The sequence below is a fragment of the Butyrivibrio sp. INlla14 genome (assembly GCF_900102515.1).
Classification (GTDB): domain Bacteria; phylum Bacillota; class Clostridia; order Lachnospirales; family Lachnospiraceae; genus Butyrivibrio.
In genome coordinates, this window is the sequence record NZ_FMVS01000024.1 from 1 (window position 1) to 15380 (window position 15380).

The 15380-nt window shown below is 42.5% G+C and carries 18 protein-coding genes and 1 pseudogene; 2 read left to right on the forward strand and 17 right to left on the reverse strand.

Features of this window, described 5'->3' with window-relative positions; translation table 11 throughout:
• The 7 genes and pseudogenes from BLO53_RS14390 to BLO53_RS14420 all read right to left on the reverse strand — a co-directional run.
• Positions 1–190, reverse strand: a pseudogene (locus BLO53_RS14390) (IS1634 family transposase); the annotation flags it as partial.
• Positions 191–378: 188 nt separating this feature from the next.
• Positions 379–1770, reverse strand: a complete 1392-nt coding sequence (locus tag BLO53_RS14395; protein WP_092062995.1) for a MobA/MobL family protein — start codon at positions 1768–1770, stop codon at positions 379–381.
• Positions 1771–1902: 132 nt separating this feature from the next.
• Positions 1903–2145: a complexin-2 gene (locus BLO53_RS14400; RefSeq protein WP_092062998.1), complete on the reverse strand. Its 243-nt coding sequence runs from the start codon at positions 2143–2145 to the stop codon at positions 1903–1905.
• A gap of 111 nt (positions 2146–2256) precedes the next feature.
• Positions 2257–3399 (reverse strand): AAA family ATPase, encoded by a 1143-nt coding sequence (locus BLO53_RS14405; protein WP_330388927.1) that lies wholly within the window; start codon positions 3397–3399, stop codon positions 2257–2259.
• Complete coding sequence (locus BLO53_RS14410) at positions 3396–3866, reverse strand: plasmid mobilization protein (RefSeq protein WP_242875385.1); 471 nt, start codon at positions 3864–3866, stop codon at positions 3396–3398. Before BLO53_RS14410 ends, BLO53_RS14405 begins: the two co-directional genes overlap by 4 nt.
• Positions 3847–4986 carry a site-specific integrase gene (locus BLO53_RS14415; protein ID WP_092063001.1) on the reverse strand — a complete coding sequence of 380 codons (1140 nt, stop codon included), beginning with the start codon at positions 4984–4986 and terminating at the stop codon, positions 3847–3849. The genes BLO53_RS14410 and BLO53_RS14415 overlap by 20 nt, the downstream gene beginning before the upstream one ends.
• On the reverse strand, positions 4987–5202 hold the full coding sequence (locus BLO53_RS14420) for a hypothetical protein (protein ID WP_092063145.1): 216 nt from the start codon (positions 5200–5202) through the stop codon (positions 4987–4989).
• A gap of 178 nt (positions 5203–5380) precedes the next feature.
• Between BLO53_RS14420 and BLO53_RS14425 the strand changes: the two genes are divergently transcribed.
• A complete protein-coding gene (locus BLO53_RS14425) occupies positions 5381–6091 on the forward strand; it encodes a helix-turn-helix domain-containing protein (RefSeq protein WP_092063004.1) in 711 nt (236 codons plus the stop codon).
• 407 nt (positions 6092–6498) lie between these two features.
• Here BLO53_RS14425 and BLO53_RS14430 read toward each other — a convergent pair whose 3' ends face one another.
• From BLO53_RS14430 to BLO53_RS14480, 10 genes are all read right to left on the reverse strand, one after another.
• A complete protein-coding gene (locus BLO53_RS14430; RefSeq protein WP_026504359.1) occupies positions 6499–6990 on the reverse strand; it encodes an AAA family ATPase in 492 nt (163 codons plus the stop codon).
• 70 nt (positions 6991–7060) lie between these two features.
• On the reverse strand, positions 7061–7831 hold the full coding sequence (locus tag BLO53_RS14435; protein ID WP_242875386.1) for a GNAT family N-acetyltransferase: 771 nt from the start codon (positions 7829–7831) through the stop codon (positions 7061–7063).
• 116 nt (positions 7832–7947) lie between these two features.
• Positions 7948–8391 (reverse strand): VanZ family protein, encoded by a 444-nt coding sequence (locus tag BLO53_RS14440; protein ID WP_242875387.1) that lies wholly within the window; start codon positions 8389–8391, stop codon positions 7948–7950.
• Positions 8392–8575: 184 nt separating this feature from the next.
• A complete protein-coding gene (locus tag BLO53_RS14445) occupies positions 8576–9901 on the reverse strand; it encodes an RNA-binding domain-containing protein (protein ID WP_092063011.1) in 1326 nt (441 codons plus the stop codon).
• A gap of 161 nt (positions 9902–10062) precedes the next feature.
• The gene (locus BLO53_RS14450) at positions 10063–11124 is read right to left on the reverse strand and encodes a plasmid recombination protein (protein ID WP_092063015.1); all 1062 of its coding nucleotides are present in this window, start codon (positions 11122–11124) and stop codon (positions 10063–10065) included.
• A 238-nt stretch (positions 11125–11362) separates the two neighbouring features.
• Positions 11363–11596 (reverse strand): complexin-2, encoded by a 234-nt coding sequence (locus tag BLO53_RS14455; protein ID WP_092063018.1) that lies wholly within the window; start codon positions 11594–11596, stop codon positions 11363–11365.
• Between the two features lie 109 nt (positions 11597–11705).
• Complete coding sequence (locus BLO53_RS14460; RefSeq protein ID WP_092063021.1) at positions 11706–12683, reverse strand: AAA family ATPase; 978 nt, start codon at positions 12681–12683, stop codon at positions 11706–11708.
• 138 nt (positions 12684–12821) lie between these two features.
• Entirely contained in the window at positions 12822–13154 is a 333-nt protein-coding gene (locus BLO53_RS14470) for a plasmid mobilization protein (RefSeq protein ID WP_026656441.1), read from the reverse strand.
• 2 nt (positions 13155–13156) lie between these two features.
• Entirely contained in the window at positions 13157–14254 is a 1098-nt protein-coding gene (locus BLO53_RS14475; protein ID WP_092063027.1) for a site-specific integrase, read from the reverse strand.
• Positions 14254–14451, reverse strand: coding sequence for a helix-turn-helix transcriptional regulator (locus tag BLO53_RS14480; protein ID WP_092063151.1), 198 nt, complete (start codon positions 14449–14451; stop codon positions 14254–14256). Before BLO53_RS14480 ends, BLO53_RS14475 begins: the two co-directional genes overlap by 1 nt.
• Before the next feature lie 355 nt (positions 14452–14806).
• Between BLO53_RS14480 and BLO53_RS14485 the strand changes: the two genes are divergently transcribed.
• Positions 14807–15298 (forward strand): helix-turn-helix domain-containing protein, encoded by a 492-nt coding sequence (locus BLO53_RS14485; RefSeq protein WP_092063030.1) that lies wholly within the window; start codon positions 14807–14809, stop codon positions 15296–15298.
• Positions 15299–15380 lie beyond the last annotated feature (82 nt).

A 15380-nucleotide genomic window follows, 5' to 3' on the forward strand; every position in this document is an offset into this window, starting at 1 on the left:
CATTAGGATACATCATGTCAAGGTGCTCATCATCACGTCTTCCGATGGATGTGGTCTTGGGGACGGAATACTTCTTGTCAGGGTCATACTTTCTCTCATACGCATAGTACACGTAGGTAGTTCCCTTGATGTTTTTTATTGTGATACCGTTTTCCCCAGTCGGTATCTTCACAAGGAAATTCATATACATGGCAGCCTCCATAGAGATGTAATTACTTCTCTATTATCTTACCATGTTCCCCACTCAAAATCAAGCGAAATCCGCATAAAATCTGGGTTTTTCCAATTTTTCCACCTCTCAATTTGGCTGCCGAGAGTTAATTATCGCGGAAGTTCACAATCAAGGGCTTAAGGGTGGAGTGTCCCCCGCCCTTTACCCTATCGTTCCGTCTCTTTTTTCTTTTGCTTTTCCGGATCTTTTCGAGCCGTTGTCTTTGCTTCTGCCTGGTAAGATTTCAGTTTAGAAAGAACGCTTTCTTTCTCAACCGGCTGCTTCTCATCCGGATACTCCGCCTGATACTTTTCAAGGAGCCTGCAGGATTTTTCAAAGGCTGTCATGAACTTATTAACATCTCTATATCCGGCCTTTTTAACGATCCGGTCAAGCTCATCCTGCTTTTCTTTTCGTAAGATCAACAGCTCCGCTATTTCCTTATTCAGTGTAATCCTGAAACTGCGATACCTGATCCCTTGCGATTCGCTGATCTTATTCTGCTTATGCTTGATCTTTTTATCTATAGCGACGATTTCCGCATTAACCTTCCGAAGTGCATTGTTGACCTTCACCATCTCGTTATATGCAGCAAAGCCAAATGCCGGAGCAGGCTTCTCGGGGAATTTGAAATTCCTGATTTTTTCAACAAGTGAACCTATAGCCTTCCGTATGATCTCACCCAGGCGTTCCGGCTTATTACCGTTATCCTTGATAGACTTTTTCACTTCCGAAGAAATGAAATCCTTCTTCATGGCTACTATGTCCTCTTCGGGAATTCCTGCAACTCGTGCCTCGTCTACAATCCGGTTCCATTCCATCCTGGCTTCATTGTCTGCTCTGATCACCTCCGCCTTGGGGTTATTCTTCCCGATCTTCTTCGTAGCGAGGTACGGACCGCTCCTGTCAAATACAGTCAGCCTTTCCGACTCATCTTTGACACAGGCGTTGATCACGTCTGTATACATATGCTTTACGTCACTGAGAAATTTACTCGTTCCGACGAAATCTTCCTTTGGGCCAAAGAACCGGCACTTATATTCTTCCCCCTTGCGGACGATTCGACATCCCGGTCTGAGATTTCCTTCTTCATCAAGGATTTCCTTTTTCGTCCGTCTGTGCTTTCCGTTCTCGTCATAGAACATGTTCCGCGATGCAATCCTGATATCCGGATTCTCCAAAGGGCGACGCTCACTGTATATAAGATGGATATGATAATTGGATTCTGCCTTGTTCCAATGCAGAGCAGAACAGCAGTCCAGCCCGTACTCCGCTTTAAACTTATCAGCAAATAGTTTCAAAAGAAGCTGCGGATCATATTCCCTAAGGGACGGTGGGAGCATGATCACGAACTCCCTTGCTTCCACGCATTCCCCTGTGGCTCCGGATGCCTCAAACGCACGATGATTTTCTCCGGCAAGATAGTCCCAGAAACGTTCATCGATAGTTGTATCATATGTGGCAAAAAGATGCTCCTGCCTGTCGGGATTACTTATATAATCTATCTTTCCTTGAACATCATGTAGCTTATAGTGTTCAACAAATGTATGTTTTGCCAATGCTTTTCCCTCCTGCGGTAGCAGGATGAGCCCGGCGCAGCCGCGAAAGAAACCTATTGCATAAATGGTAATTTGTGCAATGGGTGTATTTCGCTCTCAAACGCCGAGGGCTTACCCTGACTTGTTTTTGGCCTACCATCTGAAATCTTTATGGATACCGCGCCTGTTGAGATATTCCTGTCTGGCCTTTTCGCGTTCCTCTTCCGAAGGAGCGGTTTTATATTTTTCATAAAGCTCATGCATCACCAAAGAATCAATCTTCGTATTAAGTCCCGCTGCAATTCTTTTCCAGATTTCCGGATCCTCGTTTTCCAGAAGATGAACATGTATCAGTTCTATAAAGAGCTCATATGGTATCTGTATATTCTTTTTCATATTGGATTTCCTTCCATATTCAATGACGGTAATGACGATTATGACGGTTATTTCTATATCAGCACGCTATCAAAAATACCGTCATTATCGTCACTAATCGTCATAAATTGATTACGAAGCTTCTTCGTTAACCAGGCGAAGAACAAAGGGCTTTCGGTCGCTCTTTCTCTGAAGGGGCTCATAGTAAATACCGTAGTCCCTGAAAAGTTTCCCTCGGTTGATATTCAGTCTGCGGACCAGCGTATTGGTTTGAATGATATCCTCAAGTCCCGGGATCATTTCGATCAGTTCCGAAGAGGTTCCTTCCCACTCGGGATTATTGTCTGATATAAACTCCGCGATCTTTTCAAGCACCGGATCCGGTTTTGCTACAAATAATTCCGTTTCTGATTTCACCTTTTCCCATACACAGGTGTCCTGATTTCTGGCAAGCGTGAGCTCCTGTTCCTGCTGATCCCTTCCGATCACATCAAGTGTTGCTTCAAGGGAAGTCCTTTTCTTTTTGTAAAGGATGAGTGCGCCGTCCACGGCTCCCAAAAGTCCGTTAGTGCCGGAGATTGTCTCACATACATCATCCGCTGCCATCTTCCTGGTATGGTGAACTACGATGATCGTGACTCCGGTTCTGTCACTGAACTCCTTAAGCGGAGTCATGTTTTCATAGTCGGTGCCGTAACTCATCTTGTCCCCGTCAGCCTCGCGGACACGCTGGAGAGTATCTATAATGATCAGTCTTGCGTCCGCATGTTCTTTCACAAAACAGGTCATCTGTTCAGAAAGTCCATCCTTGATCGTTTTGGATTTGATTGCCAGATAAAGTTTATCCGTGCTTTCTTCTCCAAACATCATCGCGAGCCTCTGCTGAAGCCTGGCATAATCATCTTCAAGTGCCAGGTACAATACCGATCCCTGTCTTACGGGATAATCCCACAAGGGGATTCCCATCGCGACATGATAAGCAAGCTGAGCCATAAAGAACGACTTTCCTACTTTGGGTGCTCCGGCAAAGATATATGTGCCGGAATTCAGAAGACCATCGACCACCGGAACTCTCGGCTCAAAAGAACTGTCATAGAGTTCCGTCATGGAAAGAATTTCCAGACCGCCCATCATTGCAGAAGTTTCCGGTGGTTTCATATTGTTTCCGCAGGAATCATCTGCTATAATCGGGTTAACGTTTTTAGAAATGTGCTGCTCATCAGTTGCGCCAACAGCTGAGTTAAGAGCAGCTTTTTCTTTTGCATCAATGTTCAATTTTCTTTTTCCTCCTGTAATTCATGATTATTGTTTATATCCAGATCCTGTGCGTGCCCGGGATGTGGTATCGATAAAACGGATTGGTGAAGTAAACGGTCAAGCTCCTGCTTTTTCAAAACAATGTTGCTTTGATCGGACGCCTTACCGGTTTCAAATGCGATCAAGATCTCTTGCATACTTCTTAAAGGTGTAAGTAGTTCTTCATCCATATCAGAAGCATCCCGGATCCGAAGAAGTTCCGCCTCTATTCGTGAGAGCACCTGTCTGAACTGGATCAGCATCAGCGGATTTCCGATAGCCCTTACTTCGTTATGAAGAACAGCCTCTATCATGTAATCCTGCTTCGTTCTGTAACCCATCAGCTTCACTCTTTGACTCAGTTCTGCTTCTTCCTCCGGTGACATCCGAAATGCTATTGTCCTGCTTCTCAACCGGTTTTTCTTATCAAGATTCTTCTTTGACATCTGCATCATCCTCCTTATCAGTTGGCAAATCATATGTATGGTTCATGATCGCGGTTCTCTCAATGTTGAGCTGTTTCGCCATATCCGTCTGTACAGTCGGAAAGAGATGAGCGTACTTATATGTGATATCAATAGCCTCATGCCCCACACGATCTCCGATTGCCAGTGCCGAAAATCCCAGGTCGATCAGGAGGCTGACATGGCTGTGTCGAAGGTCATGTATCCTTATCCGCTTTACACCGCTGAGTGCCACTCCGCGGTCCATTTCGTGATGAAGAAAACTCTTGGATAATGGCAATATCCTGTCACGCTTAGATATCCCGTAAAGCCTTTTGATATAATCCTCAACCTCTGTAGACAAGAACTCCGGCATGATGATCCTTCGATTGCTCTTAGGAGTCTTTGGATCCGTGATCACATCTTTCCCCGCCAGACGCTGAAACGACTTGTTGATGGTAAGGGTATTGGTTTCAAAATTGAAATCCGAAGGTGTCAGTGCCAGCAGTTCGCCAAGCCTGATACCACACCAATAGAGGATCTCAAAAGCGATATAGCTCTCTTCCTTATCCGCTATGGTCTCCACAAATCTCAAATACTCTTCCTGCGTCCAGAAGAGCATTTCTTTCGACTGCTCCTTACCCATATTTCCGGCCCTGCGGGCTACGTTTACCCGAAGCCCATACATATTTACCGCATGATTCAAGATCGCGCTGAGCTGGTTATGGATGGTTTTCAGATAGGTCTGTGAATACTGCGAACCATCTGCCTTATGCTTTTTCATAATCTCGTTCTGCCAGCTGAGGATATCGGAAGTGCGGATCTCCGACAGTTTCTTCTTCCCGAAGTAAGGAAGGATCTTCGTATCGATAATGTGCTGCTTCGACATCCAGGTATTCAGTTTGACGCGTGGTTTCTTATCATTGGTATAGATTTCAACGAAATCTTCAAAGAACATATCCATGTTCTGATCCTTCTGAAGTTTGAAGGCCCGCTCCCAATCCTGGGCTTCATGCTTCGTATCAAAACCGCGCTTTGTTTTCTGTCTGTTGGTACCGGTGAAGTCCTTATAATATGTCCGGACTTCCCACTTCCCGGTCTTCTCGTTCTTTAGAACTGCCAATTACACCGCCTCCCTTCCTCTTGTTATTCCGTAGAAGCACTCTTCAAAGTACTGTCTGCTGACACGTCCGGACACCGTGTGATAACCCTTGGCTTCCAGCTCCTTGTTGAGCTGTCTGATGATGCCGTAAGCCTTGCCATCGGATATCCCAAGGATCTCCATGATGTCCCCGCATCTTAATACGGATGTGTTTTCTGATTTCACGATTGTTTTCATTTCCATTTCTTTGTTCTCCTTTGCTTTGTTTTATTTATCAGTTCATTTCTGAACTGTTTATGTTTTGTATTCTAACCGTTCATTATTGAACTGTCAATAGAATTTTTGCAAAAAACATTTCACTTTTGAACTGATTGTGATATAATCATTTCAGAAATGAACTGAGGAGGTTGTTATTATGGCTACCGATAATACCAATGTTGGCTTCCAAATAGGCGAAAAGATCCGTTCTTTCCGCACCTTAAAACATTTAACCCAAAAGCAGCTCGGTAAAATGTGCGGTATCAGCGAGAGTGCAATCCGCAATTACGAGCTTGGCAACAGATACCCCGACGAGGATACCTTAATGAGCATCGCCGATGCACTTGATATTGATCGTGCTGTACTTCGTGATCCCAATCCGCACGATATTTCAACCGTTGAGCAGTTTCTGTTTGCTCTGGAACGGCTCTACTGTCTTGTTCCCAAAATGGTTGACGGCGAACTGCATCTTATCTTTGATAAAACAGCTGCATCATCTTCAAGCAAACAGATCATAGATAAGTACCTTCTGTCAGACCTTTTATACAACTGGTGTGGCATCCGTGACTCCATGTTAGATGGAAAGATCACGCCGGATGATTATTATGCCTGGCAGATTGCTCATTCTGACACCATCGGTACCGACGAAGAGTTCCACGGTTACAAGCTTCCACTGGAACAGCAGAAAGAAATGGAAGCTGCCAGGCGAGCTGCCGGATTCCAGCCTGCTCCGGTATATGATGAAAACCACGTTAACGTCATGCCTATCCCTCCCAAGAAGAAAGGCGATAGCAAGCCTTCTCTTGAGGAGCAGAAAGCCCAAGAACTTGTAAAGCAAAAGCGCAAACGCAAACCCAAAACCAAATAATCCAAACAAGCAACAAAAATAGCCGTAGCAAATGTAATAAATACATTCACTACGGCTAAATTTTTTTACCGTATTAAACCGTTATCTTCCTGACAAAAACGTTCACTCAGTAAACTGAGAACAAGTTTTATATCATCCATCTGCAGTGCAGATTTTCGACTTTATATTGTCATTTTATTGTCACGAAAGATTCTGGCCTGCCTCAAACCCGCATAAACACTGGTGTTTGCGAACTCTGTGGATTATTCCATCTCCCTAACTAAACCTGTATCTTAAACATTTTTGTTAGGGTTATCTGTCACGATTTGACTTCATTTGGTTTCAGCTGTCCATATCACATGGACTGTATCAGCTAATGTTATCAAATTGTTATCACGGAAGTGTTATCAAGTCGCCTAATAGCAATTCTATTTTCTTTTTAATGTATACCAAACATCTATTTCATCTTTAGTGGGTTCTTCCCACATAGACAATAATTTTCCCATAAGCCCTTCATCCAGATAATAATCTGAACCACCTTCACCGTTTAATACCCTGCAGTTTCGTTCTTCAATGTTTTTATTCCATGTTTGGTCATCAACCTCAATGTAATGCCATTCACAATGAACATTCTGAGAGTGGCAAAAATCGGTCAAGCTTCTTCTGTTTTCTAATCTCCAAAATCCCCAATCTAAGATAACAGTACAACCTACGTTCACTAATTCCACCGATTTTTTCTTAAAATAACTCCAAATTCTTAACGCCATTTCGTCATGTTTCTCACCCAAATCATTATCAAACAAATCTTTTGTCAATTCATCACATGATAAAACAACCGCTTTCTCTTTTTCTTTTATTTGATTGGCGTAATAGGTTTTTCCACAACATATTTTCCCACAGATCGCTATTATCTTCGCCATAAGTATTTCTCCTTTCCTTCTCGAATCATTTTGAATGTAGAAGGTGTTAAATTCATTGTATGATTGCTCATTACTGCAATCCCCTTCGAGCTACTACAACTGTATATTTATCTGTCTCATTGGTTGCCCCTGTTTCAGCAAAGCCATTCTTTTTCCAGAAATGCTCCGCTTGAGGATTACCCTTAACCCAACCAAGTCGAACTTCTTTTATACCAATACCGGACATAGCATTGGTCAGTTCTGTAATAAGAGCACTTCCTAACCCTTTCCCCTGCGCATCCACTTCTGTCATAAAAAAGCCAATAAATGCTGTGGTTTTGTCCGGAAATCCTATGATCAGATCCATAACAGCTATAAGTCGATCCTCATCATAATACCCAACATAATACTTATCGGTCATAGTCTTGCCGGGCGGAAGAGCATTCATATCGTCACGGATGCTCTGCTCTGACACAAACGGCGGACAATACTGATAATAGAGTGTATTCTTTTCACAAAGAGAAAGGGCCTTAGGTATATCCGCCTCAGATAACTTTCTGACCGTATATTTGCCGGATAAACTGCTACAAATATACTCATCCCTCAGAGCAGAGAGGTGCTTGATAATCTCCGGATTCCAAGAGATCATCTGAGGAAGCTTGTCGCACGGGAACTCGCTACACAGGCCACAGAACCGAGCATTATGCTCCTTACAGCATGCATGTACCTTACACATGCCTGACTGAGCCCATTCAGGGACACGCCCATCTGCCTCTATACACCCAGGGCATAATCCATCTATTTTTTTTGAACATCCAACACAGCACTCACCACAAGCTGTGATAGTAGAAAAATCTGTCATTATAATTCATTCCTTAGCTAAGTTTTATCTAAAAAGTAGTCTCTATCTTAATCCATTAGCATATACCCACGAATAGAATAACTCTTTCGCTGGCTTTACATATGCTTTCTATGCAATCATCTAAATAACCTATGAAAAAGTAATGGTTGAACAGTGAGCATCATTATCGCCGTTCCAATCCAAAAAATTATCAACTCAATGTATCCATTCTTTCCCGTTATTCTAAATATGCCAATCCATTTATCGGGAATAAACTTTTCCAGGACTTTAAATACTCCATATCCAACACACGCACCAATTGTGTTCGTAATCAGATCGTTAATATCCGTTGCGCCACACCCGAACATTTGAATTATTTCAACGGATACCGAAATTAAGAATCCAGCTAAAAGCACTTTTCCAGCCTTGTCGAATTCATCATAAAGCAATGGCAAAAACAATCCCAGTGGAACAAATAAGAAAACATTTAAAATGGTATCTATAGGTCCCCTTATCATATCCACGAAAGGAATATAAACTATTCTCGGCGAAAACGCTCCTCTGTACCAAATTCCAGTCATAGTAAGTATTCCCACAAGATAAAATGAAAAAACGTATGATATTAGAATATGACCTACTCTATGTTTCTTTTTAAATATGCGTACTATCACCAAATATATTGCCAAAGCAAATGCTACCGGAATGTAACCGCTAGTCAAATGCTGTGAACACAATTCCCAATCCATAAATAATTATCTTTCTCTCCTATATCTTTATTTTCCAACTGCCTGATTTATTAGATCCTTCTCTCTCAATCACCTGCTTCTTTATGAGTGAAGATATAAGCCTCTGTACAGTCTTTTCCGACTTTCCGATTCTTATAGCCATCTCTGCTTTTGAGATACCATCATTATTCTGAATCAGATTAAAAATGACCTGCTCCGCTTCTGTAAGTTCAGTATTTATCTGGACATTTATCTGGACATTTGTCCTGATAAATTCGAAGAAGAAACCGTATGCTTCTTTCCTATAGTTCCAAGTCACGTTCTGTTGCTTGCAAAAATCGTTTACACGCTGGAAGCCTGTACCTGACTTTTCAACGTCTTTACTTCTAAACAGAATATCTAATATTAACTTATTTCGCTTATATGAAGGCAAATTCCTAGATATAAAATCAAGCGGCGTTAAATCGTCCGGAAAAGATCCGGGGTTATATATCTCAATTTTTCCTGGATGAATACCGATTTCAATCTCCGGAACAGTTTCATAATCTGCATGTGCAAATGCGTTTACTATAATTTCACGAATTGCCTCTTCTGGAATTTCCGGAATCTCTTTTCTCTTTCTTGCTCCAATTTCGCTCCTCCAGTTGATGCGGTTCAAAATGTAATCTAAAGCAGCATTTACAAGATTATAGATATTACCTTCAAGGAGTTTCAAATCTGTGAAGGTAACTTTATTGTCTGTAGCATATGATGCCAGCTTTAACCCAATCTTTGCATTTTTCCCAAATAGGGCATACCCACCATTGTTTATTTGTCCTCCGCGTACGATATCAATGGTAGTGAGCAGTTTCTCTTTGTCATACTCCTTCATGGACAAGCGGCCACAGTCTTTTGCAGACTGATAAAAATCCTTCAAGGCATCATCATCCAGGTCATCAGTAGTATAATCCGTCAACTCTTCTTCCCATTTGGAAGAGTAATCATCATTCTTTATCAGCCGTTTTAATTCATCAGGAGACATACGCCTATTCTCTGTCCCTGTTCGAATTAGATACTTGCCATTAACTGCATAGGGTCTATTATGTCCGGAAAAAGACACCTTAATTATCGTTCGCTGTTCTATAGTGAGCACCTCTATAGTCGGCGCAATTCTCGGTTCAATGGCGTCGCTAATTATTCTTGATATATCCTTTTTGGTAGAATCACTAATCTGTTGTCCTCTAACAAATCCGGAATCATCTACACCAAAATACACTGTGCCTCGGCAATGTTTATTCAAAATGGCAGCCATAGCTTCTACAGCCTCATTCTTTTCTCCGGTAGTAAGCTTAAACTCAACGGTTTCACTTTCAGATCCAATAACCATCTAAAGCCTCCTCTCATATACTCTGTGATTGTATCATGGACACAGCAAAATGTCCATATATTTTATTCCACATTTGTCCATATAATTTTACATGATTCCTGCTTAATCGACATATAACGGGAGCGTGTCACGCCCCCGTCATTGTCGCTCAAGGGAGAAGCCTAATCCAGTTCCGGTCCTCTTTGCTTTTTTGGCACCAACGGTTTTCTTGGCTGTTCTGAGGTTTCTTTCTTTAACTCCGCAAGTCTGCCAAGAACACTTTCCCGGGTCTTTTCTTCAACTTCCTTACGCTTGTGCATATCCCACCACTCTTTAAACTTCCGCCATGCTCCGGCGACAAGTTTTCCGATTGGTGTTTTCGGTTCTTTGAGAAATGCGTACCTCATAAATTCCTTCTGAGCTTCCGTTTCAACCATCGTCTGAATTGTTTCCTCGGTCTGCTTATTCAGTTCCTCCAAAACTGTTTCATTCGCTTCAACGGCGTTTGTCGTTTCTGCATATTGTTCATTCAATGATTCTAGAGCTTCGGCCTTCTTTCTTACAAAGAACTCTTTGGACCAATCGCTGTTCCGCCCCTTTTCGATTTCCTTAAGGTTCTCTCCTTCGAAGATTTCCGGATGTTCGTTCATTTCCTGCTCGGCGTACTTATGCATCTTGTCCTGAAGCTCTGTAAGTGTCTCTTGCGTGAAGACTCTTGTCTTCGCTGCTTGCTTTTGCATACCGCGCTTGTATCCCCGTCCAATCGGAAGACCGATCACATGAGCATGGGGGGAATGTTCATCCAGGTGAACAACCGCTGATACAATCCGGAAGTCCGGTACAAGTTCCTGAAGATGTTTCAACTGATCTTCGAAGATTGGAAGCATCTGCTTCTTCATCTCCAATGACCTGTCATGCCAGAACTCTGCATCTCCGAGCTGGATGACAAGCTCCGCTGCCACATCGTTCTTTCCGCTTTCGGAAACGTATTTCAAATAATCATCAATTTGTCGATCGGCACGCTTGCCCTTGTTGTATTCTTCAAGGCAAGCGTCAAATTCTTGATGATATGCTTCCTTCAGATCATCAAGAATGTTATCTCCGCCGACAAGTACGAAGATATTGTCCCGGCAATATTCCGGGCTTTCGTACTGGCGGAGATTATGCTTGCTCGCAGCCGCCACTTTTTTCGTGGTGGTAAGAGCATGCTTCTTGTTGGATAAATGTAATGAATACGAGATCATATTTCTCCTTTCATGATCGAGTGTGAATTACATGTGAGACAACAAGAACGCCTCGCAGAGCCCTCGGAGAGCCCCCGGATAATGATGCGTAGTGTCATTATCCATAAGGGGTTATCGATTATGTCCGTGGTGCTGCGCGCCACATAATCGGTAAGCCGCCTTCGGCGGGAAATTCTGTTGTCAAGGTTCATATAACGACCCGTTTGCACCGGATCGTATTCTGTTAACAAAGGAAAAGTTACCACCTGAAATCCGGATGTATTCCCACCCGGTCAAGATATTCCTGTCTCGACTTTTCCCTTTCTTCTTCTGTAGGTGCTGTTTTCGATTTTGAATAAATCTCATGATTCACCATAGTGTTAAGTTTTGCTTCAAGGCCTTTTTCGATTTCTTCCTTTTCTTCAAATTTATCCAAAAGGTGATAGCTCAAAAGTTTAAAAAACAGCTCCTGCGTTATCTGTACATATTTCATAAATCGCTCCTTTCAACCAAGTCCGCAACAACGCAAGGTGTTTAGTTTTTTGCAACCTTGCATTCTTCAAGTCCGCAATTCTTGACACATTGCATTGTTGCGTTCTTCCTTATTCCGTGTCTTCCTTAAGGACCCAATACCAGGTATCGTTGATTTTTTTTGCTTTGATACCGAGAGACTGTTTTGCATTTTCAAGCGTCCTCTTCGAAATGTCTTCTTCCCTTGCCATCTCAAAGATTTCGTTGCTTGGAATAATCCGTCTATCCTTCATAAGTTCTTTCAACAGGTCCGTGGCACGGTCCTGTTTATTCACTTTAGGAGCAATGCCTCCGAGGACTTCATCTGCGGTTATCTCATAATCCCCAATCCAGTTGAATCCGTCTTCTGAAAGTTCAAAAGCTTTGGAGTGACCGAAAGCAGCAAGGTTATTTTTTATCTGAACCATAGCCCTTAAGTTCGGTTCTCCCTCAATCCTGCCGACCAGCAGGACGCTTCTTGCGACAGCATAGAAGTCTATCGATCCCATCCCTCTATATGCTGCTTTGTTACCGGAAGCTTTGTTCATATGACCGATGAGAACGATGGCACATTTATATTTTTCTGCTAATGCTCCAAGCCGTTTCGTCATATCTCTTGCTTCATTTGCACGGTTCATGTCCATCCCTCCGCCAAGATAAGCCTGGATAGGATCAAGAATCAGAAGTTTTGCTTTTGTGGCTATAAGTGCCTCCTCGATCCTTTCATCCGCCATAGAAAGGGATTTATCGCTTTCATCGATCACTGAGATCCTGCTGCAATCCGCACCCGCTTCTTCAAGCCTGGGCTTCACTGTATCAGCAAGTCCATCTTCAGCAGTCTGATAAATGATATTGACCGGTTCACTGCAATTCATTCCATCATCAAGCGACTCACCTCGTGAAAGTTTCGCGGCAAGATTCAATACCATCGTTGTCTTACCATCGCCGGGATCTCCCTGGATGATAGTAAGCTTTCCATATGGGATGAACGGGAACCAGAGCCAAGATATTTCCTCCGTCTCGATTTCCGACATCTGAATCAGTTTTAATTCTGTCTTGTTTTCTTCCATTTACATTTTTCCTCCGTTTTCATATTTTTGTATTGAATGTAAGCGGAAGCCTTGTTATACTTTGAATTAAGTAAATTTGTATAAGAAAGCTTCAGCTTTTTAGGAAAAGTCCTCTGTTCCAGCAGAGGACTTTTTCGTTTACCTCCAGTCGTCTTCATGCTGCATTCCTTCCATGATGGTTGCTATTTGTCTGATAAGTACAATCAGGTCAGGATCCACTGATGAACCGGCCTCAATCCTAGAAAGCTCATTCAGAACCTTTTTCAGTTCGTCCTTAAGTGCTTTATACACTTTAGGATTTCCCTGGACGGTTATTGTTTTGTTCATCAAGCGACTGATAATGTAATCCTGCTTCGTGTGACCTGAGAGGCGAACTTCCGCTTCAATCAGTGCATCTTCCTCAGGTGAAACCCTAAACGCCACTATCTTGTTTCTAAAGCGGCCCCTCTGATCCAAATTCTTTGCTGACATCCTTATGCCTCCTTTTCTGTGTCATTGCTAAATCTTTCATTATCAAGGAAATCTGCCATCTCATCCTGTTTTGTGGGAAACAGATGTGCATATCGGTACGTGATCCTTTCTGTTTCATGCCCTACACGATTTCCAATCTCCAGTGCTGTAAATCCCTTATTAATCAGAAATGATACATGGCTGTGCCGCAAATCATGAATTCGGATAACCTTTACTCCTGCGGCTTTGCAACCCCTTTCCATTTCTGTAGAGAGAACATGTTTGGATAATGACTGAAATATCCTGTCACCGGGCTTGATATCGTAAAACATCTTCAGACAGTCCTTCATTTCCTCACACAGGAACTTTGGAAGTTTTATAACCCTATTGCTCTTTTTGGTCTTAGGCGTCGTTACAACATCCTCTCCGTGCATTCTCTGATAAGACTTATTGATCCTAAGCGTTGACTTTTCGAAATCAAAATCAGCCGGAGTAAGTGCAAGCAGTTCTCCTTCACGTATTCCGCACCAGTACAAGATTTCAAAAGCGTAATAGGAAATCGGCCTGTCCATGATTGCCTCGGCAAAAGCAAGATATTCTTCTTTAGTCCAAAATGACATTTCCTTTATATCTTCCTGCCCCATACAGCCCGCATTTCTCGCCGGATTAACGCTCAGGTGATAATACTTAGCCGCATGGTTGAAAAGTGCGCTTAGTTCCGCATGTATCGTTTTCAGATAACATGGTGAAAAAGTTTCTCCGTTAGCTTTCGTCAAACGCATCATTTCGTTCTGCCAGTCGATCACGTCCTTTGCGGTTATTTCAGAAAGCTTACGTTTTCCAAGATAAGGAAGGATCTTTTTTTCATATATGACCTGCTTTGTCATCCATGTGTTTTCCTTTAGTCTTGGTCTTACGTCCTTTTCGTAAAGTTCGTAAAAGGCTTCCAAAGTCATATCGATATCCGATGCCTGCTGAAGCTTAAACTGAGCTTCCCACTCAATAGCTTCTTTACGAGTAGAAAACCCTCTCTGGCATTTCTGCCTATTCGTCCCAGTCCAGTCCTTATAACGGATCATCGCATACCAGGTACCGTTCTTGTCGTTCTTATAAACCGGCATTAAGCATCCCTCCTCTCATAATCCTTGGTCTGATAGAAGTGTTCATAGAAGAATTTGGTATCGATCCTTCCCTGAATGGTCTGAAATCCCATTTCCTGCATTTCCTTGTTAAGCTTTCTTATCAGCTTATAGGCGTAACTATCAGAAACGCCGAGAATTTCCATAACATCTGTTACTCTCAAAAACATTTTTTCCATACATTTCTTTCCTTTCTTTGTTTTCGTTTTTGTTGATACTTCGTTTGCCGTTTTCCTTTGACACTTTCCTGACGGGTAACCTCTGGGTTCGTTAGCCTTATAGACTGTTTTGGACTGCGCCGTTTTCGCTCCCTCCATACGCTCGCTTTCGGTCCTCGCATACTTTTCCGGAGTCATATCTGTGTCTCAGACGATCATTCAGTTGCCACTTAACATATTTGTTTAAGTTCACGCTTATAATACTAAACATATTTGTTAATGTCAAGTAAGTTATTAAACATTTTTGTTTAATTGTTCTTGATTGTCCTAAACAAATATGTTAAGATAATCCCATCAAACGAAAGGAGCCCTCACTATGGCAATAGGAGAACGAATCCATTTCTTCCGTAGTAAACGCGGAATGACACAAAAATATGTAGGTGCACAGATCGGCTTTGATGAAAAATCTGCCGATGTCCGTATGGCTCAATATGAGAGCGAAAACCGTGTTCCAAAGGATAATCTTGTTCAGGCTATGGCTGAGCTTTTTGACGTAAAACCCGATGCCCTGAAGGTTCCCGATATCGACTCTTTCACAGGGCTTATTCATACCCTCTTCGCTATTGAAGATCGCTACGGTCTCAAGATTGAAAAGGCAGAAGACGGACAGCCTCAGCTTTATCTTGATTTAAGGAATAACCCTGGCAGCATGCAGTTTTATGACATGCTGATGGATTGGATGGATAAGTCCGAAGCACTCAGATCCGGTCAGATTACCCAAGATGAATACGATGCCTGGAGATATCACTATCCAACCCCCGGTCAGACAACTCATTCACACTTTGAAACTGTTCCACCCCAGGAATAATCTGAGCAAATCCTATCTGAGCGGTTTCTACCGGCTAACATAAAGGCAAAAAGAAAAGGCCTTGCTAAGCTATTCATTAGCT

Bases quoted from the DNA above. Each gene is read 5' to 3' on its own strand.
- BLO53_RS14400 (WP_092062998.1), bottom strand. From the start codon at position 2,145: ATGAAAAAGAATATACAGATACCATATGAGCTCTTTATAGAACTGATA.
- BLO53_RS14410 (WP_242875385.1), bottom strand. From the start codon at position 3,866: ATGTCAAAGAAGAATCTTGATAAGAAAAACCGGTTGAGAAGCAGGACA.
- BLO53_RS14420 (WP_092063145.1), bottom strand. From the start codon at position 5,202: ATGAAAACAATCGTGAAATCAGAAAACACATCCGTATTAAGATGCGGG.
- BLO53_RS14425 (WP_092063004.1), top strand. From the start codon at position 5,381: ATGGCTACCGATAATACCAATGTTGGCTTCCAAATAGGCGAAAAGATC.
- BLO53_RS14430 (WP_026504359.1), bottom strand. From the start codon at position 6,990: ATGGCGAAGATAATAGCGATCTGTGGGAAAATATGTTGTGGAAAAACC.
- BLO53_RS14435 (WP_242875386.1), bottom strand. From the start codon at position 7,831: ATGACAGATTTTTCTACTATCACAGCTTGTGGTGAGTGCTGTGTTGGA.
- BLO53_RS14440 (WP_242875387.1), bottom strand. From the start codon at position 8,391: ATGACTGGAATTTGGTACAGAGGAGCGTTTTCGCCGAGAATAGTTTAT.
- BLO53_RS14445 (WP_092063011.1), bottom strand. From the start codon at position 9,901: ATGGTTATTGGATCTGAAAGTGAAACCGTTGAGTTTAAGCTTACTACC.
- BLO53_RS14450 (WP_092063015.1), bottom strand. From the start codon at position 11,124: ATGATCTCGTATTCATTACATTTATCCAACAAGAAGCATGCTCTTACC.
- BLO53_RS14455 (WP_092063018.1), bottom strand. From the start codon at position 11,596: ATGAAATATGTACAGATAACGCAGGAGCTGTTTTTTAAACTTTTGAGC.
- BLO53_RS14460 (WP_092063021.1), bottom strand. From the start codon at position 12,683: ATGGAAGAAAACAAGACAGAATTAAAACTGATTCAGATGTCGGAAATC.
- BLO53_RS14470 (WP_026656441.1), bottom strand. From the start codon at position 13,154: ATGTCAGCAAAGAATTTGGATCAGAGGGGCCGCTTTAGAAACAAGATA.
- BLO53_RS14475 (WP_092063027.1), bottom strand. From the start codon at position 14,254: ATGCCGGTTTATAAGAACGACAAGAACGGTACCTGGTATGCGATGATC.
- BLO53_RS14480 (WP_092063151.1), bottom strand. From the start codon at position 14,451: ATGGAAAAAATGTTTTTGAGAGTAACAGATGTTATGGAAATTCTCGGC.
- BLO53_RS14485 (WP_092063030.1), top strand. From the start codon at position 14,807: ATGGCAATAGGAGAACGAATCCATTTCTTCCGTAGTAAACGCGGAATG.